19 protein-coding genes are annotated in these 25,136 nt (G+C 60.7%); 17 read left to right on the forward strand and 2 right to left on the reverse strand.

The window, feature by feature from the left end; translation table 11 throughout:
• The first annotated feature begins 8 nt into the window (after window positions 1–8).
• The 7 genes from HU773_RS14080 to HU773_RS14110 all read left to right on the forward strand — a co-directional run bounded on the left by HU773_RS14080 (window position 9) and on the right by HU773_RS14110 (window position 12,224).
• Window positions 9–2,819 (forward strand): ATP-binding protein, encoded by a 2,811-nt coding sequence (locus HU773_RS14080; RefSeq protein ID WP_186625377.1) that lies wholly within the window; start codon window positions 9–11, stop codon window positions 2,817–2,819.
• Window positions 2,806–3,999, forward strand: a complete 1,194-nt coding sequence (gene pvrR, locus HU773_RS14085) for a response regulator cyclic di-GMP phosphodiesterase PvrR (RefSeq protein WP_057959499.1) — start codon at window positions 2,806–2,808, stop codon at window positions 3,997–3,999. The genes HU773_RS14080 and pvrR overlap by 14 nt, the downstream gene beginning before the upstream one ends.
• Before the next feature lie 82 nt (window positions 4,000–4,081).
• Window positions 4,082–7,270: a hybrid sensor histidine kinase/response regulator gene (locus HU773_RS14090; RefSeq protein ID WP_186625378.1), complete on the forward strand. Its 3,189-nt coding sequence runs from the start codon at window positions 4,082–4,084 to the stop codon at window positions 7,268–7,270.
• A gap of 73 nt (window positions 7,271–7,343) precedes the next feature.
• The gene (locus HU773_RS14095) at window positions 7,344–7,991 is read left to right on the forward strand and encodes a response regulator (RefSeq protein ID WP_057436542.1); all 648 of its coding nucleotides are present in this window, start codon (window positions 7,344–7,346) and stop codon (window positions 7,989–7,991) included.
• A gap of 148 nt (window positions 7,992–8,139) precedes the next feature.
• Entirely contained in the window at window positions 8,140–8,742 is a 603-nt protein-coding gene (locus HU773_RS14100) for a fimbrial protein (protein WP_057436544.1), read from the forward strand.
• Window positions 8,743–8,815: 73 nt separating this feature from the next.
• A complete protein-coding gene (locus HU773_RS14105; RefSeq protein WP_186625379.1) occupies window positions 8,816–9,562 on the forward strand; it encodes a fimbrial biogenesis chaperone in 747 nt (248 codons plus the stop codon).
• Window positions 9,563–9,758: 196 nt separating this feature from the next.
• Complete coding sequence (locus HU773_RS14110; RefSeq protein WP_225923875.1) at window positions 9,759–12,224, forward strand: fimbria/pilus outer membrane usher protein; 2,466 nt, start codon at window positions 9,759–9,761, stop codon at window positions 12,222–12,224.
• Here the strand turns inward: HU773_RS14110 and HU773_RS14115 are convergent, their stop codons facing one another.
• Both HU773_RS14115 and HU773_RS14120 read right to left on the reverse strand, forming a co-directional pair.
• The gene (locus HU773_RS14115) at window positions 12,225–13,139 is read right to left on the reverse strand and encodes a site-specific integrase (RefSeq protein ID WP_057436550.1); all 915 of its coding nucleotides are present in this window, start codon (window positions 13,137–13,139) and stop codon (window positions 12,225–12,227) included.
• 108 nt (window positions 13,140–13,247) lie between these two features.
• Complete coding sequence (locus HU773_RS14120) at window positions 13,248–14,033, reverse strand: M949_RS01915 family surface polysaccharide biosynthesis protein (RefSeq protein ID WP_169989706.1); 786 nt, start codon at window positions 14,031–14,033, stop codon at window positions 13,248–13,250.
• 453 nt (window positions 14,034–14,486) lie between these two features.
• Between HU773_RS14120 and arnC the strand changes: the two genes are divergently transcribed.
• The 10 genes from arnC (at window position 14,487) to HU773_RS14170 (ending at window position 25,088) form a co-directional block, all read left to right on the forward strand.
• The gene (gene arnC / locus HU773_RS14125; RefSeq protein ID WP_057959494.1) at window positions 14,487–15,521 is read left to right on the forward strand and encodes an undecaprenyl-phosphate 4-deoxy-4-formamido-L-arabinose transferase; all 1,035 of its coding nucleotides are present in this window, start codon (window positions 14,487–14,489) and stop codon (window positions 15,519–15,521) included.
• Complete coding sequence (gene arnA, locus HU773_RS14130) at window positions 15,518–17,521, forward strand: bifunctional UDP-4-amino-4-deoxy-L-arabinose formyltransferase/UDP-glucuronic acid oxidase ArnA (protein ID WP_057959493.1); 2,004 nt, start codon at window positions 15,518–15,520, stop codon at window positions 17,519–17,521. The genes arnC and arnA overlap by 4 nt, the downstream gene beginning before the upstream one ends.
• Window positions 17,518–18,405, forward strand: coding sequence for a 4-deoxy-4-formamido-L-arabinose-phosphoundecaprenol deformylase (arnD, locus tag HU773_RS14135; RefSeq protein WP_169989721.1), 888 nt, complete (start codon window positions 17,518–17,520; stop codon window positions 18,403–18,405). Before arnA ends, arnD begins: the two co-directional genes overlap by 4 nt.
• Window positions 18,402–20,057 carry a lipid IV(A) 4-amino-4-deoxy-L-arabinosyltransferase gene (arnT, locus tag HU773_RS14140; RefSeq protein ID WP_186625381.1) on the forward strand — a complete coding sequence of 552 codons (1,656 nt, stop codon included), beginning with the start codon at window positions 18,402–18,404 and terminating at the stop codon, window positions 20,055–20,057. The genes arnD and arnT overlap by 4 nt, the downstream gene beginning before the upstream one ends.
• On the forward strand, window positions 20,054–20,404 hold the full coding sequence (gene arnE / locus HU773_RS14145; protein ID WP_186625382.1) for a 4-amino-4-deoxy-L-arabinose-phosphoundecaprenol flippase subunit ArnE: 351 nt from the start codon (window positions 20,054–20,056) through the stop codon (window positions 20,402–20,404). Before arnT ends, arnE begins: the two co-directional genes overlap by 4 nt.
• Complete coding sequence (gene arnF / locus HU773_RS14150) at window positions 20,401–20,805, forward strand: 4-amino-4-deoxy-L-arabinose-phosphoundecaprenol flippase subunit ArnF (RefSeq protein ID WP_057959489.1); 405 nt, start codon at window positions 20,401–20,403, stop codon at window positions 20,803–20,805. The genes arnE and arnF overlap by 4 nt, the downstream gene beginning before the upstream one ends.
• Window positions 20,802–22,175 carry a UDP-glucose 6-dehydrogenase gene (locus HU773_RS14155; RefSeq protein ID WP_186625384.1) on the forward strand — a complete coding sequence of 458 codons (1,374 nt, stop codon included), beginning with the start codon at window positions 20,802–20,804 and terminating at the stop codon, window positions 22,173–22,175. Before arnF ends, HU773_RS14155 begins: the two co-directional genes overlap by 4 nt.
• A gap of 3 nt (window positions 22,176–22,178) precedes the next feature.
• Complete coding sequence (locus HU773_RS14160) at window positions 22,179–23,786, forward strand: ArnT family glycosyltransferase (protein WP_186625386.1); 1,608 nt, start codon at window positions 22,179–22,181, stop codon at window positions 23,784–23,786.
• 190 nt (window positions 23,787–23,976) lie between these two features.
• Window positions 23,977–24,183: a type VI secretion system contractile sheath small subunit gene (locus HU773_RS14165; RefSeq protein ID WP_225923788.1), complete on the forward strand. Its 207-nt coding sequence runs from the start codon at window positions 23,977–23,979 to the stop codon at window positions 24,181–24,183.
• A gap of 200 nt (window positions 24,184–24,383) precedes the next feature.
• Window positions 24,384–25,088 (forward strand): HPP family protein, encoded by a 705-nt coding sequence (locus HU773_RS14170; protein WP_120733143.1) that lies wholly within the window; start codon window positions 24,384–24,386, stop codon window positions 25,086–25,088.
• Window positions 25,089–25,136 lie beyond the last annotated feature (48 nt).

The raw sequence follows: 25,136 nt of genomic DNA on the forward strand, positions 1-25,136 counted from the left end.
ATCCGCCGATGCGATTTAAAAGTTATCTGCTCCAGATCAATCCCGTCCTGTCCCGACCCGAAGCAGCCAGAAGGCTGCTTCGTCTTTTCGCCATCGTGTTGTTGATTGGCATCTTTAGCGGTGTCTACACGTTTCTGCTGTCCACATTCAACAATGACATCTCTCAGCGGCGTGGCTACATGAGCACCGCGATTGCCGAAGCCCATACGTTTTTCACTACCCGCGAAGCCTTGCTCGAAAGCCTGAGCCTGTCGGCGGTGCGCAAATCCATGCAGGCCAAAGCGCAAGCGTATCCGGCTTCCAGCGAAGAGCAGCGCCTGCAGTTGGGCAGTACACCGGGCAACCAGTGGAGCATCTGGCTGACCTCACGCATGCGCAACTACCTGAAGGTCAAACAGGTCAACCTGCTTTACGTGACCGCCGGCCCCAACCCGCAATTAACCCGACTCTACGATTCGACGGCGCAGGTATTACCGTTCTCCCAATGCATGCTCAATCGCCTCAGGACGCTGAAGAAACGCAACCCAGTGGACCCTGGCGAACTCTGGCTGAGTGACCAGAGCGAAGGGCATTCACATTTGTATCTATTCATTCTGCTGGATGCGCGTGACCCCAATTCCGGCTGGCTGGGCCTGGAAATGGAAAGCCACGAAGTGTCCATGACCCTCAATGACCAGAGTGCGGGCGAGTTCATGATGCTCAATTCCAAGGGCATGCTGGTCTTTACCAATAGCCACGAACCCCAGTTGAACCAGTCATTGCTCGAGCCCCAGGGTGCGAACTTTTTCGGTTTTGTCGGCAGTGGCCTGCTGCCGGATCATCTGGTCATTCGCAAGCAACTCAAGTCGTCGGACTGGCAACTGATGTACTCGATCAACCTGCGGGATGTGGTCCGCGGATTGTGGCGCGAACTGCTCGGTTCGCTGGTGTTTTGCCTGTTCAGTGTGACGCTGATCTGGCTGGTGATGCGCCGGGTCAACCAGCGCTTCATCATCCCCTCGATCAACGGGATTCAGGCACTGATTGAAAGCGAGGCCTTCAGTCGCGACGTGATCCAGACCGCGCCGGTCGCCTTGTGCGTGCTGCGTCGCACCGATGGCCAGGTTGTGCTGGAAAACACCCTGGCCCAGCATTGGCTGGGTAACGGCCTGGAGCGCGAAGCGCTGTGCACCGGCTGGATCCGCCAGGCGTTCGATAGCGCTCCGTCCGGGCATTGCGACTACTTCGAGACCCTCGACGGCCGCCACCTTTACCTCAGCAGCGCGCCTACCCGCTATAGAGGCGAGGACGTGCTGTTTTGCGCCTTCAGTGATATCAGTGCGCGCAAGCAAGTTGAAGCCGCCCTGGAAGAGGCCCGGCAGTCGGCCGACGCAGCGAATGCCGCGAAAACCCTGTTTCTGGCGACCATGAGCCATGAAATACGCACGCCGCTGTATGGCGTACTGGGCACCCTGGAGCTGTTGGCCCGCACCCAGCTCGACAACCAGCAAAAAGACTATCTGCATGCAATAGAAGGCTCTTCGGCCACCTTGTTGCAACTGATCTGCGACGTACTCGACGTGTCGAAGATCGAGGCCGGGCAACTGGCTCTGGAACTGAGTGAGTTCTCGCCGCTGGACCTGGTCAATGAAATCATCCAGGGCTATGCCGCCGCTGCCATGGGCAAGGGCTTGCAGCTCTACGCCTGCTTTGACCCCAAGTTGCCCGAGCGGTTGATCGGGGATGTCACGCGCATTCGCCAGATCCTCAATAACCTGCTGAACAACGCCGTGAAGTTCACCGACTACGGGCGCGTGGTGCTAAGGGTCAAGTTGCTGGACCGCGACGACGAGCGCTCCAGCGTTCTGTGGCAAGTGTCCGACACCGGCAAAGGGATTGCCCAGGAAGACCAGGCGATGATTTTCGAACCTTTCTACCAAACCGAAGGCAACACCAACGTGGTGGCCGGGACCGGGCTCGGCTTGCCGATTTGCCAGCGCCTGACGCAATTGATGAACGGGCATATCCGTATGGTCAGCGAACTGGGCCTGGGCAGCAGTTTCAGCCTGACCCTGCCCCTGGAAGAGGCGCCCTGTACGCCCATGAGCAGCTTGTTGGCAGAGACGATCTATGTGGTTTCGCCGATCCCCGAACTCGCTCAATCCATCGGCGGCTGGTTACGCCGTTGGGGCGCCCGCGCACAGATCGGCCAGCCGACCCACCCCGAGGGCCAGTTACTGTTGGAACTGCATCCAGGCAGTTTCGAACAGCCACTGGTGCCCGCCTGGCCGGGGCCGGTAATCCTGGTGAGCAGCAACAGCAGCAATGGCCAGCAGAGCGAGACCGGCGCGTGGCATGCCAACCTCAATCAGTTGAGCGCGATTCACCAGGCTGTCAGCCAGGCGCAAGGGTTGTGGGTGGCCAGGGTCGACGAGCAGGCGCACACGCGTGAACTGCGCAAGCTCAACCTGCATGTGCTGGTGGCCGAGGACAACGTTATCAATCAATTGATTTTGCGCGATCAGCTTGAGGAACTTGGCTGCACCGTGGAGTTGGCCTGCGATGGTCATGAAGCGCTGCTGCTGTGCAAGGCCTCACACTTCGATGTGGTACTGACGGATGTGAATATGCCCAGAGTCAACGGCTATGAATTAGCCAGGGAGTTACGCAGCCAAGGTTGCTCGCTGCCCATCATCGGGGCTACCGCCAACGCCATGCGCGGCGAGGCCGACTTGTGCCTGGCCGCAGGTATGAACTATTGCCTGGTCAAACCCTTTGCGTTGCGGGCCCTCTTTAATTACCTGGAGCCTTACGCACGGATCCCCCATGAAGCGCTATAGTATTTTGATCGTCGAGGACCATCCTCTGCAGCACTTGTACCTGCAGAACCTGCTCAATGAATTGGGAGACTTCATGCTTGAAGCCGCCCAGGATGGGAACGAGGCACTGGAGCGTTTGCGCCAGCGGGATTTCGACCTGGTGCTGACTGATCTGCTGATGCCCGGCATGGATGGCGTGCAGTTTATCCAGAGCCTGGCAACCCTGCGCTGCAAGCCCGCCCTGGCCATTATGAGTGCCGCGTCGCGGCGCATGTTGATGGCGGCCAGCCTGGTGGCGAAAAACCTTGATGTGAAAGTCATCGGTCTGATTTCAAAACCCGTCGCCGCCGACGCGCTGCGCAGCCTGGTCGGCCAACTCAATCACAAGGATCGCAGCCCTGACCCGTCGCTCCCCGCCGCAGCGGAAATTGGTCGGCATACGCTGCTCCAGGCCATGGGTAACGGGCAAATCCAGGCGTGGTTCCAACCCAAGAAATCCTTGGCCAACGGCCGTATCGTCGCCGCTGAAGCGCTGGTGCGCTGGATGCACCCCGAACAAGGGCTAATGTTGCCCGCGGCGTTTTTGCCGGCAATCAAGACCTTCGAACTGGAGGAGCGCTTGCTGTGGCTGGTGCTCAAGCAGGCCATTCATGCGCAGGAGCGATGGCGTCAGCGCGGATACGATGTTCCAGTGTCGATCAACCTGCCGACCCACCTGCTCAATAGCCATGACTTGGCAGACCGCCTGCTGGATTTTGTCCTGGATAACCAGGGTATTCCGGGGATGATCTGCTTCGAACTGATGGAGTGCTCGGTGCCCCAGGACATCAGTAACTTCTATGCCGGAGCCTGCCGCCTGCGTATCAAGGGGTTTGGCCTGTCCCAGGACGATTTCGGCAAAGGCTACAGCTCATACCTGAACCTGGTCTCGACCCCTTTTACCGAGCTCAAGATCGACCAGGCGCTGGTACAAGGCTGCCACGATAACGAAGGCATGACGTCGGCCCTGGCCAGTATCATCGCACTGGGCCGTAAACTGGGGCTGACCGTGGTTGCCGAAGGCGTCGAAACGCCCCAGCAACTGGCCCTTCTGCGCAAAATTGATTGCACTCAAGTTCAGGGTTTCCTGATCTCTCAGGCAGTCTCCTCGGAACAATTTCAGCAACTGTTGAACAATGATGGCCCCGCGACATCTCATTAGCCTGCGGCCCGAATTTGTCTAACCTCTATCAGGAGTAAGCTCCATTCAGTGCCGATTTCTCATCCGCCTGCGAAACCCCTTAATGAAGCACAACGACGCCATCCTTGAAGCATTCACCCGCAGCTCACTGCGCCTGAATAAAGGGCTGATGGTGGTGCTCGGTCTCGCATTGCTGTTGGCGGGCACCAGTTACTGGGCACTGCAGCGAGTGATCGACGAGCAGTACGCCGCCGTGCGTTTTCATTTTGCCCGGCTGATGGAAAATATCCAGGAACAGGAAACGTTCTTGAGAACCCTGGCGCAGCCCGCTATCCAGCGCGATCTGATCAGTGACAAAAACACCCAGGCCAGCCTCAAGGGGCAAAGGCTGGATGCGTACAACACGCGTTTTGAAGGCCGCGAGTTCGCCTTTTCGGTGCCCTTCAGCAGCCGATTCGATGAGCAACGGGTCAGCGCTGGCGAGCAGCAGAAGATATTTGCCCTGGGGACCCACCTGGCCAGTTACTACAGCGCATTCTGGTCATCGTCGCCCTACCCTTCACCCCATGCGTTTGTCTTCAATAGGCTCGTCAACTACTACATAACGGTGCCGGCGGTCGGCTACCAGCGCGGCGGGAAGACCGCCTACAACGGCCCCTCCGCCGAGCGGGCCGACGCCGTGCAACAAAGGCTGGGGCAACTGCCTCAGCCTCTGGCGGACAATCAGCTTTACTGGGAAGCCTACGTCACGTCCGGCGAAGACCCTGCGCCTCCGCGTCTGCTGGCCTACATCGGCATTACCCTGAACCCCCAGGTGATGCGCAGGCATGAAGGCAATAAACAGGTGCTGGTGGCCACCCTGCTGGATATGGCGCAAGTCAACGATGTGGAGCGCACGATCGAGTCGTCCGTCTACGACCGCTTCACCCTGCTCTCACCCAGCGGCCAGACGCTGGCGGGGCCGTCTGTCCTGGCCTCTTCGCTGAGTGAGGGACTCAACTTTCGGGCCAACGGCCTGGAGTTCAAAATTACCCACGACACCGAGCAGCAGTGGACCGCGATCTATGGGATCAGCTACAAGCATTTTTTTCGCTATGCCTTTTGGCCGCTGACCAGCCTGGCGCTGTTTATCTGTGCGGTGCTGGCGATCTCCTGGGCCGGCACCCGCTGGTATCGCAAGCAAGTCATTCGCCCGGCGCGCCAGGCCCATGAACGCATCGCAGAGAGCGTGGCCTTTAGCCGTGTGATCATCGACACCGCGCCCACTGGGCTGTGTGTGGTGGGCCGCGCAGATGGCCAGGTGTTGATCGAGAACCAGCGGGCGCAGCAATGGCCGGGCACGACCAGGCTGGTGGCTGCCCTCAGCCGCATCCAAGAGAGTGCAGAGAGCGGCGAAACCTACCTGGAGATCGAGGGCCGGCATTTGCAGGTTGGCTTTGTCTCGACCCGTTACCAGGGCCAGGATGTGCGCCTGTATGCGTTCAGCGACGTCACCCGCCATGTCGAGGATGCCTTGGCCCTGGAAGATGCCAGGCGGGCCGCCGACGCGGCCAACGAAGCCAAGACGCTGTTCCTGGCGACCATGAGCCATGAAATTCGCACGCCTTTGTATGGCGTGCTGGGCACCCTGGAATTGCTCGGGTTGACGCCCCTGGACCCACGCCAGAAAACCTACCTGCACACGATCCAGCGCTCATCTGCGACGTTGTTCCAACTGATCAGCGACGTGCTGGATGTGTCGAAAATAGAATCCGGGCAGATGGCAATCGAATCCATCGAGTTCTGCCCCCTGGACATGTTGGAAGACACGCTGCACACCTACACCGCCTTCGCCCAGCGCAAGGGCCTGCAACTGTATGGCTGCATTGACGCGCAACTGCCGGACTGCGTAGTCGGCGACCCCATGCGTATCCGCCAGATCCTCAACAATCTGGTGAGCAATGCCGTCAAGTTCACCGACATCGGGCGCGTGGTGATTCGGGCCAGGGCCGTGCGTCGCGGCGACGATCGCGTCGACCTCGAATGGCAGGTGACCGATTCTGGCGTGGGCATCAGCCAGGCGCAGCAAGCCAAGCTGTTCGATTTGTTCTACCAGGCCCCGGACACCGCCGGCCAAGGCGGCGCAGGGTTGGGGCTGCCAATTTGTCGCTGGCTGGCCGAGATGATGGACGGCCAGATCAAGGTCGTCAGCGAACCCGGCCTGGGCAGCAGTTTTACCTTGAAGATGCGCTTGCCGCTCGGCACCAGCGAGCTGCCGGGCCTCACGCCCATTGAACCGAGTACTTCACCTGTGTATGTGCAGGCACCCGTGCGCGAGTTGGCGGAGTCCCTGTGCGACTGGCTCAACCGCTTGGGTATCCAGGCCACGTTGGCGGCGCTGCCCCTGGAGCAACAGAGTGCGCAGGCGGTGCTGGTGGATATGCTGCCTGCCGGCCCCCTGCAGCCATGGGATGGACCGCGGGTGCTGTGTGTGCCGGGCGCGCATAGCCCGCCTCTGTGCACCGCGCAGGGCTGGGAAGTGGATATGCATGATGTGCGCGCCATTGCGTCAGTGGTTGCCCTGGCACAGCAAGGTAAACAGGCGTCAGCGCTGCGTGTCGAGCAACAGAGCGCGGGGCAGTTGGAGCTGCGCATTCTGGTCGCCGAAGACAATCCGGTGAACCAGGAAATCATCAAGGAGCAACTCGAGGCCCTCGGCTGCACGGTGACGCTGGCAGACAATGGCGAGCAAGCCATGCACCTGTGGCAACCCCAGGCCTTTGACCTGGTGCTGACGGATATCAATATGCCGTTGATGAACGGCTATGAACTGGCCCGCATCCTCAGGGAGCATGACCCCCAATTGCCTATCATCGGTGTCACCGCCAATGCCATGCGCGAGGAAGGCATTCGTTGTCTGGCGGTCGGGATGAATGCCTGGTTGGTAAAACCCTTGAGCCTGCAAACCCTGCGTGCGCAATTGATCAAACTGTGCAAACCGACATTGCGCGCCGAGCTGCTGGTGATTGACACGGTGCAGCTGTCGGACAAAATGCGCCCGTTGTTTATCAGCAGCGTGCAGCAAGACTTGCAGCGCATCAGTGCCGCTCTTGAGCAGCGTGATTGCCGGTGCCTGGCTGAAACCCTGCACTCGGTTGCCGGCGCATTGGGTGCCGTGCAGGCACTCGACCTGGCCCAGGCGTGCATCGAGCTGGAAAGCCAGTTGGCAGTCGGGCGGCTCAATGCCGGGCTGGAACTGCGGATAACGCAGGTTATCGGCAGGCTGTCGGCCTTGCTCGGGGCGCAGCTATGAGCGCACCGCACGCCCTTGTGTACACGCGCATGGGATCACCTCACTTACTAAACCAGGATTACGGCTCCACCCTATGAAGACATTCACTGTGGTAATTGCAGACGATCACCCCATCGTGCTTCTGGGGGTACGTGAACTCGTCGAGAGAGACGAGCGTTTTCAAGTCATCGGCGAAGCGATCTGTTCGGCGGGCCTCATCAAATTGCTTGAGCAGCAGCCCATCGACATTGTGATCACCGATTACAACATGCCCGGTGATTCGCCCTACGGCGATGGCTTGAAGCTGGTGGAGTACCTGAAGCGGCATTTCCCCGACGTGCAAATCCTGATTCTGACCATGATCTCCAATCACCTGATTCTTACCCGCCTGCAGGAATTGGGCGTGGTGGGCGTGATCCAGAAAAGCCAGTTGCATACGGAAATCCAGGTCGCCCTCAAGTCCATTGCCCAGCAGGCGCATTACCGGAGCCTGGAGCCGGCCAAGACCTCGGTTATCGAGTCGTTGACCGCTATTGATGAACGCTTCTCTACGCTGTCGCCCAAAGAATTTGAAATACTGCGCTTATTTATTTCAGGAAAAAGTGTCAGTGATATCGCGCGCAGCCAAAATAGAAGTTCAAAAACCATCAGCGCGCAGAAGATTTCCGCCATGCGAAAACTTGAAGTAAGCAGCGATCAGGACTTGTTGGCCTACTGCCTGGAATACAATATTTTTAACTAATCTTCTTTTATTCAGTCCGCTATAAAACCGACTACCCCTCACTTTAAGTGCTTTATAAGAATCGTCTTATTCTCTATAAAGCCCAGATTAACTATTGTTCGTTGGCAGTTTCAACCCATCATCACAACCAACACTAACGGACATCATCATGAAGAAGTTTTCCCTGGCCCTTATCGCTGTGTCAGTTATCGCCGCCAGCAGCAGCGCGTTTGCCGAAACTACCCCGGGTACGGGTACCCCGGGCGGCGGCGGCAAAATCACCTTCACCGGTTTGATCAACAACGACGCTTGCTCGGTTGATGGTGCCAACGCCGATCGCGTGATCTCCGTCGACATGGGCACTGTCTCTATCAAAGACATGGGCACCGCTGAAAACCCAGCTTCGGGCCGTGTGACCGCCAAGGACTTCAACCTCAGCGTGAACTGCAACCTGGGCACTAAAGTGGCAATGATCTTTGACGCCAAAAGTGGCGGTTCAGGCCTGGTTACCGGTAAAAAAGTCCTCGCCCTGACCCCTGGTAACGGCAGCGCAAGCAACGTCGGTATCGCACTGCTCGACAGCACTGGCGCGCTGATCGACCTCAGCTCCCCGGCCACCGCCCGTATCGAAAGCGCCATGCACGGCCAAGGCAGCGACGGCGGCGATGCAACCTTGAGCTTTGCCGCAGCCTACGTCACCACCGGTGCAGCCGGCGCCTCCACCGCGGGTCGCGGTGACGCTACCCTGCCGTTCATCCTGCAATACGAATAAACGACACGCAGCGCCTGTCACGTGCGAGGTCTTCGGACCTCGCCACTTATCCGACCACTAAACGGTAGACATCATGTTACCTCGTTCCATTGCCACAGGCCTGGGGCTGCTGACCCTGCTTATGGCGACCCAGGCTGCCGCCAGCATTTCACTGAGTGCCACCCGTATCGTCTTCGATGGCGATCACAAGGAGGCCAATATCACCGTGCGCAACGGTAATCAGGACGTCTTGATTCAGTCTTGGGTCGATACCAGCGATGCACAAGACAGTGCCGCGCCGTTCGCCGTAACCCCGCCACTGGCACGCATTTTTGCCAAGGAGCAGCAGTTACTGCGAGTTCTCTACCAGGGTGCCGGAATGCCAACGGATCGTGAGTCCGTGGTCTGGCTCAATGTGCAGGAGATCCCACAAGCCGCCGCCTCCGACAACACGTTGCAACTGGCCGTACGCCAGCGCATCAAGATTTTCTTCCGCCCATCCGGGTTGCCTGGCGATGCCCTGTCAGCACCCGCGCAATTGGAGTGGCAACTGGTCAAGCGCGATGCCGGGTCAGTACTGACGGTAAAAAACCCGACGCTGTATCACGTGTCCATGGCCGATATAAAACTACAGGCCGGCCAACAAACGGAACTGGCTGCCGACTCGACAATGATTGCGCCAGGTGCCGAGAAACAGTTCAGCATTAAACAACTGAGTCGCCAGGATTCAGTACAACTGTCTTTTTCCAGTATTAACGACTATGGCGCACAAGATAAATACAGTGCCCAACTTGTACAGCACTTGGCGGCCAAGGCTACGGGTACTCGCGCCAAGCCATAAGTAGCTCCCTTAAACCCTCAGGTTCGATTCGAGTGCGTACTCGCGTGCCTCGCCTGTTCGATAAACAGGAATGATATAGGTTCTTTGCATGTTTTTTCTTTTAGGCAGCAGGCCCAATCATTACATATCAAGCGAGCGCACTTCACGCGTGTCGACAACTTGCACATCACTCAAGTTGAGCACGCTATCACTGGCCATGCTTGCCGGTTCGCCGTCTTTGGCGATTGCCGATGAGCCCGCCGTGAACGTCTTCAACACCACCTTCTTGCAGGGTGCGCAATCGTCGGTAGACCTGCAGCAATTGCTCTCGGCCAACAGCGTGCTGCCCGGCAACTACCGGGTCGACCTGTACAGCAACGAGGTCCTGGTGGGCCGGCGCGACATCGACTTCAAGCGCAACCCACAGACCGGCCGGGTCGATCCGTGCCTGACCCTGGACCTGCTCAAGCAACTGGGCATCGACATGAGCCTGTTGCAGGCCCAGGGCAAGCTCGACCCCAACCAGCCCCAGGACTGCTACGACCTGCCGACACTGATCGACCAGGCGACCTTGCGCTATGACGCCAGTCGCCTGCGCCTGGCGGCGAGCATTCCGCAGGTCGCGATGCAACGTGGCATGCGTGGCTATGTCGATCCCCAGCTGTGGGAGGATGGTGTGCCGGCGGCGTTTATCAACTATCAACTCAACAGCAGCCGCACTGCCGGCGACTATGAAACGCGCATCAACAACAACCTGGGGCTGCGCAACGGCATTAACCTGGGCGCCTGGCGGCTGCGCAATGAGTCGAACCTGAGTAGCGGCACCGGCAGGCCGAGCACCTTCACCAGCAATCGCAGCTACGTGCAGCATGACGTGACGGCGCTCAAGGGGCAGTTCAGTGCCGGCGAGATTTTTTCCGATACCGACCTGTTCGACAGCGTGCGCTACCGGGGCCTGAAGCTGGCGTCCGACGAAGGCATGCGCGCCGACAGCGAGCGTGGTTATGCGCCAGTGATTCGTGGCGTGGCGCAGACCAACGCCACGGTGGAAATCCGCCAGAACGACTACATCCTGTACACCGCCAACGTCGCACCCGGGCCTTTCGAGATCAACGATATCTACCCCAGCGGTTCGAACGGCGACCTGGAAATCACCATCATCGAGGCCGATGGCCGTCGGCGTGTGACCACGCAGGCGTTCTCCAGCCTGCCGATCATGGTGCGTGAAGGGCAGGTCAAATACAGCGTTTCGGCCGGTAAATTCAGCAGCAATACTGACGGTTTGGCGAGCCCGCAATTTGTCAGCAGCACCCTCGCCTACGGCCTCACCAGCAACCTCAGCGGGATTGTCGGCCTGCAAGTCAGTGAAGACTACAAGGCGTTCTCCCTGGGGGTTGGCCGCAACACATCGCTGGGTGCCGTGTCCATGGACGTCACACACTCGTCGAGCGCCGCCCAGGGGCAAACCACCCAGGGCAACAGTGTGCGTGCGTTGTATGCCAAGACCTTTGCTGGCACTGACACCAACTTTACGCTGGCGGCGTATCGGTATTCGACCGAGGGTTACCGCACCCTGACCGACCACGTCGAGGACACCAGCGAAGATGCAGTCAAACGTACCGGTAACTCGAAAACCCGTACCGACCTGACGATCAACCAAAGTCTCGGGCGCAACCGTGAGTTCGGTAGCCTGTATGTGAACGCCAGCGATCAGCGCTATTGGAACCGTGGCGGCTCCCAGAGCTTTTCGGCCGGCTATAACAACAACTGGGGGGACCTGAGCTACAACCTGGGCGTGACACGCACCAAGCAGATCGCCAGTTGGGGCGCACCCGACTCCGACACCCAGTTCAACCTGTCTGTTTCGTTTCCCTTGGGCAGCCAGCCTCGGGCACCCCGCGCTTTTGTCACCACCAGTACGCAGCAAGGCGACACCAGCAACCAGGCCGGTATCAACGGTTATGTGGCAGATACCAGCGATGTGTTCTATTCAGTCCAGGCCGGCCATAGCAGCACCGGCGGCCAATCGGGATCGGCCAACATCAACAGCCGCACCTCCATGGCCGATATCAGCCTGGGGTACAGCCAGGGGCGTGGTTATGACTCACAAAACCTCAACGTTTCCGGCTCGGTAGTGGCGCATGCGGGTGGCATCAACTTGGGGCAGACCGTCAGCGAGACCTTCGCCCTGGTACAGGTACCGGGCATCAGTGGGGCAAAAATCAGCAGCTACAGCGGCGTCGAAACCGGACGCAACGGCTATGCCGTCATCCCCTCGGCGCAACCTTATCGAGTGAACTGGATCAGCCTCGACACCCGTGACCTGGGCGGTGATGTAGAAATCACCCAGGCCACACAGCAAGTGGTGCCGCGCCGTGGTGCGGTGGTATTGGCCCGCTACAGCGGCAAAACCGGGCGTCGCGTGCTGTTTGAGCTGTTTGATGCACAGCACCAGCGCCTGACGTTTGGCGCCTCACTGGAAGACGCCAGCGGCAAGCAGTTGGCCATCGCCGACCCCAGCGGTAACGCCTTGGTGCTGGTTGAAGAGGACCAGGGCAGCCTGACTATCAAGTGGGGGGGCCAGCAATGCACTGCGGCGTATGCACTGCCCGCGCAAGACAAGGCGCTGAACTACGAGCGCCAGGCGTTGGTGTGTAGCAGCGAACCCGCTGGTGACCGTTGATCAAAGATCAAACCGATCAATCGCCCGCCGCCGCTCGTTGTCATCGCGCACGTCGTAGCTGGCGGTGGTCTGGATATTGGTGTGGTGCGCCAGTTTCTGCGCAATGGACAAGTCATGTTCTTCAATCACCCGGGTAATAAACGAGCGGCGGAAATCATGGGGCATGATCTTCACACCGACCTGTTCACCACGCTGGCGGGCAATGTAGTAAATCGCATGTTTGGTGATGCGTTCGCGGGTGATATGGCTGCCGCGGCGGATGCGGTTGAACAGGAAGCTATCGTCCTGCTCCCCTTCCTTTAACTGCTCGCGGCGAAACTCCAGCCATGCCTGCAATTTGGCAAATGCCCAGGCCGGTGCGTACTTGAGCAGCTCCTTGTTGCCCTTGCCCGTCACCCGCAGGCTGCGTTCGGCAAAGTTCACCTGGGCCAGGTCGAGGTTGACCGACTCTGACTTGCGCATCCCCGAACCGTAGAGGATCCCGATCACCGCCGCGTCCCGCAGGCCCTGTGGCCGTGGGTCGGCGGCGCAGACATCCATCAGTTCGCGGATCAAGGTGCGACGCAGGTTACGCCCCTGGCTCAAGCGCGTGCCGGCGGTGGCTTTGACCGAACGCATCTTCAGCAGGTGTTCCTGGCTGATCAGGCTGATGCGCCAGGCTTCGTTCATTACCCCGCGCACGGCGTTGACGTACAGCGATGAGGTGTTGGGTGCATACCCGTCTTCGCGCAACACGGCGACCAGGGCCATTACGTGTTCCGGTTGCAACAGATGCCAGTCGATATCTTCGAGGTTGATCTCTTCGAACCCCAGGCGGTCGGCGGCATCTTGCAGCACGTAGCGCATGGTCAGTTGGCTGGAAGGCGCCAGGCGCGCGAGATACAGGGTCAGGGGGTTGCGGGAAATCTCGGTCAAAATAGATCAGCCTTGAGATTAAATATAGAGACTAAGCCTATGTTTAATATCAGTATTTAGTGGTTTAGCGAGCGCCGAGTCTAACCCAGGTCGGCGCCGCATACCAAACTAGGGCTCATCCTCGGCGGGTGCCGGGCTTTGCTGCTGGCTCCAGTCGGCGTTCTGTTTTTGCATCAGCGCAAACCACTGCTGACGCATGAAAGCCAACAACTGGGCGGGCGCCTTGGCGAAGTCCTGCTCGTCGTTGTAGCAGCCTGGCAATGGCAGGTCGGTGCCCTGCTCCTGGTATTGACTGAGCAACGCCTGCTGCCCGGCAACACTGCAATCGGTGGGCAGCGGCATGCCGCGCAGGGCGCCGGCTTCCTCGTCCCACCAACTGGCGCCATAGCGGTCAACCCCGCGCAGTGCGTATTTGTGTGATTTGCCGATATGCATGATCAGCTTGAATTCACGGGGGCTGACATCACTGGTGCAGGTGCGCGAATAGCCCACGGTCACTTGGCTGGGGCCATCCCCCAGCAGGTCGGTGACGTGAGTCGCGGCGCTATCGAAATGCAGGCCGGCGTCGAATTCGCAACGCTGCACATCGTCATGCAGCATCCACAGACGCTTGGGCCGATCACCCTCCAGCAGGTACTGCGCAGCATAGATCGCCGCCGATTGTGTGCCGTCGTCATCGCGCTCGCCGGCTTCCTGCTCGGCCAACACCAACAGGTTGTGGCCCTGCCGGTCATCCCAGCTATACGCGGCCACCTGCCGGCCCCTGACTTCGACCCCGGCGGGAACCTGAGCGACCGGCGTCAGGCTCAGCCCCTCGTCCGCCCCGGTGGCATGGGCCGTGCCGAGCGTCATCCACAACATCATCAAGACTGGCCGTATCTGCACGCTGTTCATCCGACTACCCAGGCAAGAGATCGCTTACTTTACCGGGACTTGCAGAGGGTTGCAGAGAAGATTCTTCAGGCGCTACGGATTAACAAACCGAGTGATTCAGCGTGAATACGCATTAAATTACTTACAGATAATGACTACAGCGCAAACAGTTATCGTTTGTCTGCGTTCCTTATTGTCTAGCTGAACACTCGCTGTCTGCCCACCAAATAAACGAGTTTTTCATCGGCCTTTCATATTCGCTGGACAAATTTGCGCTTAACCTTGGCCGCAATACTTGAGGGAATGCCCTGCTTTGCTGACTAACCCCTTGATAATGCTTTATCTTTGGCCGTAATGGGCTTTACTCAGGATGGGTATGCTATCGGCCATTTTTTATTGAGTCGCCTGCACTTTAATCCCATGTTTGTTGTCATCTCTACGCTCAAAGTTGCTCTAATCCGAGGTCATGAATCTTTGAAACCCTACCCTATTCATTGCGTGTCGATCGTTATCCCGGTCTACAACGAAGAACAGAGCCTGCCCGAACTGCTGCGCCGTACCCGTGCGGCGTGCGAGCAGTTGGCCTATGAGTATGAAATCATCCTGGTAGACGACGGCAGCCGCGACAGTTCCGCCCAACTGCTCGAAGACGCGGCAACCGAGCCCGGCAGCCCTGTGGTGGCCGTGATCCTTAACCGCAACTACGGCCAGCACGCGGCAATCATGGCCGGTTTCGAGCAGTGCCGGGGCGAGGTGGTGATTACTCTCGATGCCGACCTGCAAAACCCGCCCGAAGAAATTCCACGCCTGGTCGAGCAAGCGGCCCTGGGCTACGACGTGGTCGCTACCGTGCGCAATAATCGCCAGGACTCGGCCTTTCGCCGCTGGCCTTCGCGCCTGATCAACCTGGCCGTGCAGCGCTCCACCGGCGTGGCCATGACCGACTATGGCTGCATGCTGCGCGCTTACCGGCGCACCATCGTCGATGCCATGCTCGCCTGCCGTGAGCGCAGCACCTTTATCCCGATCCTGGCCAACGGCTTTGCGCGCCATACCACGGAGATCCTGGTGCACCACGCCGAGCGCGAACACGGCGAATCCAAATACAGCGCCATGCGCCTGATCAGCCTGATGTTCGACTTGTTGACCTGCATGACCACCACGCCCCTGCGCCTGTTGTCCATCGTCGGCTTCAGCCTGGCGGCCCTGGGCATGTTGTTTGCGTTTGCCTTGATCGTGCTGCGCCTGGCCTTTGGTGCCGATTGGGCCGGCGATGGCTTGTTCGTGCTGTTCGCCGTGCTGTTTGTGTTTACCGGCGGCCAGTTCATCGGCATGGGCCTGTTGGGCGAATACCTCGGGCGGATGTACAGCGATGTGCGTGCCCGCCCCCGCTTCTTTATTGAAAAGGTGCTGCGCAACGAGCCGACAGCCCCTGCGCCAACGGTCATCGTTGATGGCCTGCCGTCCTCCCCGTCTTCCCCTTCCTCTTCCAGTCAGGTTTCGTCATGAGTTCTAAAGCTGTTGTTTTTGCTTACCACGACATTGGCTGTGCAGGCATCGAAGCCCTGCTCGCTGCGGGCTACCCGATTGCTGCCGTGTTCACCCATGCCGATGACCCCAAGGAAAACACCTTCTACGGCTCGGTCGCCCAGCTGTGCGCCCGCCACGGCATCCCGGTGCACGCCCCGGAAGACGCCAACCACCCGCTGTGGGTCGAGCGTGTGGCCAAGCTGAACCCGGACTTCATCTTCTCGTTCTACTACCGCAACCTGCTGGGCGAGGCGTTGTTGGCCACCGCGCGCCAGGGCGCGTTCAACCTGCACGGTTCGCTGCTGCCCAAATACCGTGGCCGTGCGCCGGCCAACTGGGTGCTGGTCAACGGCGAAACCGAAACCGGCGTGACCCTGCACCGCATGGTCAAGCGTGCGGATGCTGGCGCGATTCTCGCCCAGCAAAAAGTCATGATCGAACGCAGCGACACCGGCCTGACACTCCACGCCAAGCTGCGCGAGGCGGCCACCCAGTTGCTGCGCGATGCCCTGCCGCAACTGGCCAAGGGCACGTTGAGCGAAACCGCCCAGGACGAAAGCCAGGCCACCTGCTTTGGCCGCCGTACCCCGGCGGACGGCAAGCTCGTCTGGAGCAAACCTGCAGAAGAGCTGTTCAACCTGGTGCGGGCCGTGACCCAGCCGTACCCTGGCGCCTTCTGTGCCGTGGGCGAACACAAGCTGATCGTGTGGCAAGCCGAAGTACTCAAGGGCAACGAAGGCCAGGCGCCCGGCCGTGTGATCAGCGTCAACCCGCTGCGCATTGCCTGCGGTGAAGACTCTCTGGTCATCCACTTCGGCCAGCGCAATGACCATGGCCTGTACCTGACCGGCCCGGCCCTGGCCGATGAGCTGGGCCTGGTGGATGGCTCGATCCTGCGCGGCGCCGAATCGGGCGGTAAACCACGGCGTACCCGCGTGCTGATCCTGGGGGTCAACGGCTTTATCGGCAACCACCTGTCCGAGCGCCTGTTGCGCGACGATCGCTACGAAGTCTACGGCCTGGATATCGGCTCCGACGCCATCGAGCGCCTGCGCAGCCACCCCAACTTCCATTATGTGGAAGGCGATATCAGCATTCACTCCGAGTGGATCGAGTACCACATCAAGAAATGCGACGTGGTCCTGCCGCTGGTGGCCATCGCCACGCCCATCGAATACACCCGCAACCCGCTGCGCGTGTTCGAGCTGGACTTCGAAGAAAACCTCAAGCTGGTGCGCTACTGCGTCAAGTACAACAAACGCGTGATTTTCCCGTCGACCTCTGAAGTCTATGGCATGTGCCAGGACCAGAACTTCGACGAAGACACCTCCAACCTGGTGGTCGGCCCGATCAATAAACAGCGCTGGATCTACTCGGTCTCCAAGCAGTTGCTGGACCGGGTGATCTGGGCCTATGGCGCCAAGGGTCTGAATTTCACCCTGTTCCGCCCATTCAACTGGATGGGCCCGCGCCTGGATCGCCTGGACTCGGCACGCATCGGCAGTTCCCGGGCCATTACCCAGTTGATCCTCAACCTGGTGGAAGGCACGCCGATCCGCCTGTTTGACGGCGGCGAGCAGAAGCGCTGCTTCACCGACATTGCCGACGGCATCGAGGCCCTGGCGCGGATCATCGACAACGATAACGACGCGTGCAACGGCCAGATCATCAATATCGGCAACCCGGACAACGAAGCCAGCATCCGCCAGTTGGGCGAAGAGCTGCTGCGTCAGTTCGAGGCCCACCCGTTGCGCGGTAACTTCCCGCCATTCGCGGGCTTTCGCGAAGTGGAAAGCAAGGCGTTCTACGGCGCCGGTTATCAGGATGTGGCGCACCGCAAGCCGAGCATTGCCAACGCCAAGCGCCTGTTGAACTGGGAGCCGAGCGTGGCGATGAGCGAAACCATCGGCAACACCCTGGACTTCTTCCTGCGTGAAGCGATGCTGGAAATCGCCCAGTCCAGCGAAGCAGGCAAATAATGAAGGCAGGTCTGCGCATCGACGTCGACACCTACCGCGGCACCCGTGATGGCGTGCCACGGTTGCTGGAGTTGCTGGATGAGGCCGGCATCAAGGCGACGTTCTTCTTCAGTGTCGGCCCGGACAACATGGGCCGCCACTTGTGGCGCCTGATCCGCCCGCAGTTCCTGTGGAAGATGCTGCGTTCCAACGCGGCCGGGCTGTATGGCTGGGACATTCTGCTGGCCGGCACCGCCTGGCCGGGCAAGCCGATTGGCCGCGACCTGGGGCACCTGATGCGCCAGGCCAAGGCCGCCGGGCACGAAGTGGGCCTGCACGCCTGGGATCACCATGGCTGGCAAGCCAATGCCGGGCGCTGGAGCGATGCGCAATTGGTGGAGCAGGTACGCCGTGGGCTCGACACCCTGGGCGATATCCTCGGCGCCCCGGTGCAGTGTTCTGCCGCCGCCGGCTGGCGGGCCGATGAGCGTGTGGTGCAGGCCAAGCAAGGCTTTGGCTTGCGCTACAACAGCGACTGTCGCGGCACCAGCCTGTTCCGCCCGATCCTCGCCGATGGCAGCGCCGGCACGCCGCAGGTCCCGGTGGACTTGCCGACTTTCGATGAGGTGGTCGGGCCACAGGTCGCGTCCAAGGACTTCAATCGCTTTATTCTTGATCGGTTCACCGAATCGACACTCAACGTCTATACGATCCACGCAGAAGTAGAAGGGATTCTGATGGCCAATGAATTTCGCCAGCTGCTCGCCCAGGCAGGACAGCGCGGCATCCAGTTCCAACCCTTGGGCAACCTGCTGCCGGCCGATCCGGCCAGCCTGCCCCTGGCGCATCTGACACGCGGCGTACTCGGCGGCCGCGAAGGCTGGCTGGGAGTGCAACAGGCATGATCCGACGTTGGGCCCTGCCCCTGCTCCTGTTGGTCTTCGGCCTGTGCTATCTGTTGCCGATGGTCACCCATGGCCTGTGGATCCCGGACGAAACCCGTTATGCGCAGATCAGCCAGGAAATGCTGCTGACCGGCAAATGGGCGTCGCCGCACTTTATGGGCATCCGCTATTTCGAAAAACCGGCGGCCGGCTACTGGATGATCGCCCTCGGCCAGGCGCTGTTCGGGCAGAACCTGTTCGGCGTGCGCGTAGCCTCTGCGCTGGCCACGGGCTTGAGCATATTGCTGGTGTACTTCATGGCCCGGCGCCTGTGGAACGATCCGCGCAAGAGCCTGGTCTGCAGCGTGCTGTACATGAGTTTTATCAGCGTGGCGATGTCCGGTGGCTACGCCAACCTCGACCCGCAGTTCAGTTTCTGGGTCAACCTCAGCGGCGTGGCCTTGTGGCTATGTATCGACAGCCAGACCCGACGCGCCCGCCTGGGCGCCTGGGCCTTGCTGGGGTTTGCCTGCGCCATGGGCTTCATGACCAAGGGTTTTCTGGCGTGGCTGCTGCCGGTATTGATCGCCCTGCCCTATATGGTCTGGCAAAAGCGTTTGCGTGAACTGTTGGCCTATGGTCTGGTTGCCGTGGCGGTGGCGATTGCGGTCAGCCTGCCCTGGGCGCTGATGGTGCATGCCCAGGAGCCCGACTACTGGAACTTCTTCTTCTGGCACGAGCACATCCAGCGGTTTGCCGGTGAAGATGCCCAGCACGAACAAGCCTGGTGGTACTACCTGCCGTTGCTGGCCGCGTTCAGCTTGCCGTGGCTGGCCCTGCTGCCCTCCACCCTGAAACAGGCGTGGCAGGAAAAACGCACGCACAAGATCGGCTTCCTGTTGTTTTGGCTGCTGATGCCCCTGGCGTTTTTCAGCCTGAGCAAGGGCAAGCTGCCGGCCTATATCCTGCCGTGCCTGCTGCCTTTGGCATTGCTGATGGGCCATACCCTGACCGACAAGCTGGCCCAGGCCCGTGGCCGGGTGCTGCAAGTCAATGGCTGGCTCAACCTGATCATCGGGGTGCTGGGCCTGCTGGCAATCGTGTACTTCCAGTTGAAGAAGCCGATTTATGCCCCGCAGCAGGAACTGCTGAGCCTGGTGCTGGTATTCAGCGTGCTGCTGGGCTGGATCATCGCCAACCTGCTGCAGGCGTTACGCCCGTTGCGTTTGTGGGCGGCGCCGGCACTGGGCAGTTGGTTACTGGTGGCCCTGGTGCCGGCGGCATTGCCGCACTCGGTGGTGAATAACAAGACACCGGACCAGTTCATTATCGATCACGCCGTAGAACTGGCGACTACCCAGCGCCTGCTGAGCAACGACCTGGGCGCAGCCTCGGCCCTGGCGTGGCGGCTCAAGCGTCCGGACGTGGCGCTGTACAACACCACCGGAGAAGTCAAATACGGCCTGGCCTATGCCGACAGCGCCGCCCGACGGGTCAAACTCGCAAGCGTCCAGCAGTGGCTGGGCGACGCGCGCAAACAGGGTTCGGTGGGCGTGGTAATGCGCGTGAAGGGCGCATCTGAGCAACGCGAACTGGCATTGCTGCCCGCAGACGGCAAGCGCTACGAGCAAGGCAATATGGTGATTCTGCTGTTCCCGCAGGTGGCGCCTTGATCACCCTGCTGCTGCTTCTGGCCGCGTGCCTGCTGACCTGCATGGGCCAGATCGCGCAAAAGTATGCCGTGGAAGGCTGGCGCGGCCAGCCTGCGGGCTGGGCGTTGAAACTGCGCTCGCCCTGGCTCTGGTCGGCCCTGCTGTGCCTGGGCCTGGGCCTGCTGGTGTGGCTACTGGTGCTGCAACGCCTGGAAGTGGGGATTGCCTACCCGATGCTCAGCCTGAATTTTGTATTGATCACCCTGGTGGCGCGCTTTGTGTTCCATGAGCCGGTGGATCGCCGCCACTGGCTGGGCGTGGCCCTGGTGATGGCCGGCGTGCTGCTGCTGCTGGGAGGTCAGGTATGAGCCGGTTGCGCGGTTTCACCCTGGCGTTATCCAGCGTAGCACTGGTCAGCGCGGCCCAGTTGGGCATGCGCTGGAGCATGACGCGCCTGCCATTGCCGGCGGAGTGGCTCGCCGCGCCCATGGTTGATCCCGTGGCCTTGGGCGTGGTCGCCCTGGCCATCGTGGCCTACGCCCTGTCAATGCTGTGCTGGCTCGGCGCGCTGCAGCACCTGCCCCTGGGTCGCGCCTATTCGTTGCTGAGTATCAGCTACGTCCTGGTGTACCTGCTGGCGGCCAGCCTGCCGGGCTTCAACGAACCCTTTTCCCTGTCACGGACCTTGGGGGTGGCTCTGGTCATCCTGGGTGTGCTGACCATCAACTCCCGTCGTATCGGCAACACAAGCCCCAGGAATACCCCATGAAAATCAGCGTATTTGGTAGTGGTTACGTTGGCCTGGTACAGGCCACCGTATTGGCCGAGGTCGGTCACGATGTGATCTGCATGGACGTTGACGAAAACAAGGTGCGCCTGCTGCAACAAGGCCATGTGAGCATTTTCGAGCCGGGGCTTGCCAGCCTGGTCCGGGAAAACCTGGAAAACGGCCGGTTGACCTTCACCAGCCAGGAAAAACTCGCGGTCGAGCATGGCGAAGTGTTGTTTATCGCAGTTGGCACGCCTTCGGACGAAGACGGCTCGGCGGACTTGAAGTATGTGCTGTCGGTGGGCGATGCGGTGGCCCGCCATCGCGTCGAGCCGGTAATCCTGGTGGAAAAATCCACGGTCCCGGTGGGCACCGGCGACACCCTGCGCGCCCATATCGACAAGGCCCTGGCCGGTCGCAGCCTGGTGTTCGATATTGTCTCCAACCCGGAATTCCTCAAGGAAGGCTCTGCGGTGGCCGACTGCCGACGCCCCGACCGGATCATCATCGGTTGCGAACGCGAAGAAGTGCGTGAGGTGATGCGTGACCTGTACGCGCCGTTCAACCGCAACCACGACCGCATTATCTTTATGGATGTGCGCAGCGCCGAGCTGACCAAGTACGCCGCCAACTGCATGCTGGCGACCAAGATCAGCTTTATCAACCAGATCGCCGAGCTGGCCGAGCACCTGGGGGCCGATATCGAATCGGTGCGCCTGGGCATCGGCGCCGACTCGCGGATCGGCTACCACTTTATCTACCCGGGCTGCGGCTACGGCGGCTCGTGCTTCCCCAAGGACATGCGCGCGCTGATCCACAGCGCTCGCCAAGCCAATTGCTCCAGTGACCTGCTCGAAGCGGTGGAAGCCATCAACCAGCGGCAGAAAAGCAAACTGTTCGAGCGGATCCGGGCGTTCTACAAGGGCGAACTGCGCGGCAAAACCTTCGCCTTGTGGGGCCTGGCGTTCAAGCCCAACACCGACGACATGCGCGATGCCCCCAGCCGGGTGCTGATGGAATCGCTGTGGGCCGCCGGGGCCAACGTGCGGGCCTTCGACCCCGAGGCCATGCAGGAAACCCAGAAGCTGTACGGCAATGACCCGCGCCTGATGCTGATGGGCACCCCGGAATCGACCCTGGGCGGCGCCGATGCCTTGATCATCTGCACTGAGTGGCAGCAGTTCAAAGCCCCGGATTTCGACCTGCTGCACGCCCGCCTCAAGGCGCCGGTGATCTTTGACGGGCGCAACCTGTATGACGCCGAGCGCCTGGCGCGCAAGGGCTTCCACTACTTCCCGATGGGGCGTGGGCAGTCCTGCGACTTGCCGATCCCCCAGCAACAGTGGGTACCCCGGCTGCTGGAGGCCTGAGGCGTGGACACGCTAGCCAGCCCGGCCCTGCACCGCCAATCCTGGGGCGTCGGGCTCCTGGCGCTGCTGCTGTTTGTCGCCGGCAACTGGGACCAGGCAATTATCGGTTTTGACTCGCGCTTTGTGCTGTTCGCCCAGGAGATGTTGCGCCACGGCCCGGGGTTTTTCCCCTCCACCTATGGCCAGCCGTATGCCGATTACCTGTCGACCTCAACCCTGCTGACCTGGCTGTTGTCGCTGCCCCTGGGGCGGGTCACCAGCTTCAGTGCCTGGCTGCCGACCGCCGTTGCCTCGGCGGTCATCGTCGCCCTGGTCTACCGCCTGACCGCGCCCTACTCCCAGCGCTGGGCGCTGCTGAGCATCGCGTTGTTGTTGCTCAGCAGCACATTTATCAGCGAAACCCGCGCGGTCTCCCTGGATCAGATGCTCGCGGCGGTGACCCTGGCGCTGTTTTACCTGGGCTACGCCCACGATCACTTCGCCAGCCCTCGGCGCCTGCCCTGGCTGTTGCTCCTGTTATTGCTCGGCTTTGCGATTCGCGGGCCCATCGGCCTCGTGATCCCCACCGGGGTGTTGTGCAGCTATTACCTGCTCAATCGTCAGTGGCGCCGGTTGTTCAGCTTCGGCGTGCTGGCCTTGGCGCTGCTGCTGGCGTGTGTCGGCTTGCTGCTGTTGCTGGCCAAGGTCAGTGGTGGCGAAAGCTTTATGCAGGACGTGATCCGCATGCAGTTCCTCGGGCGCCTGGACGGCCGCGAAGGCTCCGGCAGCGTCTGGTATTACTTCAGCAGCTCCCTGGGCAACTACGCCCCGGCCTACCCGTTGGCCCTGCTGGCGCTACTGGCGGTGCTGTTCAGTGCCCGGCGCACCGCTGATAGCGCATGGCAGTTGTTGCTGGGGTGCACGGCTGCGGGTTTGATCGTGCTGCTTGGCCTGTCGATCCCCGAGGCGAAAAAAGCCCGCTATGTGTTACCGATGATGCCGATGGTGGCGATTATCGCCGCGTACCCGTTCCACAGGGTGGACGGGCGGCTGTTCAAGGGGCTGCGGGGCTTGATGCTGGGGCTGTGGGCGCTGACCCCGGGGCTGTTGATCGGCGCGCTGCTGGTGGCGCGCCAGCGCTTTGCTGCGCAGCTGGAGCATTTCCAGGGCGTGTTGGGCCTGTTGATCGGCTTGCAGCTCCTGAGTGTGGGGATGCTCCTCAAGTGGCGCTGGCGCCCGGTGGGGCCGGCGTTTTGCGCGGTGCTGGCGGTTTGGGGCCTGTACATCCTGGTGGTCGAACCGGTGGAGCGCCGTCTCTACGACACCCGCACCTTTGCCCGCGAGGCCCATGCGCTGATCCAGCAGCACCCGGCGCCGCTGGTATTGCATGGCTTGGGTAAAGACGCCAAGGCCATCAAGTTCATGGTCAATGTGGAATGTGACCGGGTGCCGCTGTTTACCCAGGCACCTGCCGACCTGGCCTCGTTGCCGGCGCCAGCGTGGCTGGTGATGGACCAGGCTGATTTCCAGCGCCTCGATGAGCCACGCTGGCGCGGATTGACGCCGGTACTGACGGGGCCCTTCGATAAAAACACCTATGTGCTGCTGCGTCTGGAGCGGGCTGGGCCATAGCAGGCATTTAAAGCCCTGTGGGGTGGTCATAAGCGCCACACGCACTATCAAGAAAGCTCCTACGTTTGTATCCGTAAATGCCGGTACCAGCGCCCCTATCAGCCCCATAACCCCGGCGCTAAACTGGTTTTACATCTGTGCTGCATAGTTACCGCCAAACGTTCAAAAGACGCCTCAGAGGATCGCCGCCATGGCTAAAGAGCAATTGCCTATTGAGCAGGTACATGTCGGCTATATCCCCATGCCCACCCTTGATCGGCTGATGGAGTTGCGCGACGCCCTGGTCGCGCTCAAGGGGCCGCTGGCCAATGACCCACGGCTGCGGGAAAGTGTGCAGAAGTCGTTGATCAATGCCGAGAACCACGAGCGGGTGCTGGGCAAGGTCAGCCTGGGGTAGGAGCGATGTTGATGCAAAAATACTGCACTTAACCTGCATTAATATGCATTGGCGAGGGGTTTGATTGATCGGCACACTTCGCCGGTTCCTCCCCCAAATGTTGGAACTTTCGCAGGGCTTTGCGGGAAACCGCAAAGCCCTTCTTTTTGCCTGATCCCGCATTATTTCCTGCTCGCCTTTGAAGATTGGACTGCCCCGCAATGCTCGCTCGTTGGTTACCCGCTGCTATCAATACCCGTCCCGCCGAATGGAGCCGCGCCGCCATCGGCATGGCCCTGGGCACCCTGTTTAGCGTATGGCTCTGCGCCCAGGTGTATGGCCTGGAAGTGGCCATGCACCTGCTGGGTCCGCTGGGGGCCTCTGCCGTGCTGTTGTTTGCGGTGTCATCGGGGGCCCTCGCCCAGCCATGGTCGATTATTGGCAGCTATCTATGCGCCAGTGTGGTGGCCTTGCTGGTAGCCCGGGTCTTGGGCCGGACCCTGGGCAGTGCCTGCCTTGCGGCGGGCATGGCGTTGATGCTGATGTGCTGGCTGCGTTGCCTGCACCCGCCCTCGGGTGGCCTGGCCATGACCCTGGTCCTTGCCGACCCGGCCAGCATCGCCCTGGGTTGGCAGGAGGTCGGGCCGGTCATGCTGGGGGCTGGCACCCTGCTGCTCTCGGCCCTGGCCTATAACAACCTGACCCGCACCCGTTACCCCAAGGGCCCCGCCGAGGTGCCGGTGATGGTGCAACCGCACGCTCGGGAGGTGGACGCCAAAATCACCGCCGTGGACCTGGAGCAGGCGTTGGCGCAAATGGAGCAGTTTTTCGACGTCACCCCCAGCGAACTGGAAGAGCTGATCCACATCGCTGAAGACCATGCGCGCCGCCGCAGCATTGGCCAAGTGCTGGCCAGCCGGGTGTAGGCGCACCCACCCTGGTTTTTTATCGAATACCCCCTGCATAAATGCAAA

The sequence above is a fragment of the Pseudomonas shahriarae genome (assembly GCF_014268455.2).
Lineage (GTDB): Bacteria > Pseudomonadota > Gammaproteobacteria > Pseudomonadales > Pseudomonadaceae > Aquipseudomonas > Aquipseudomonas shahriarae.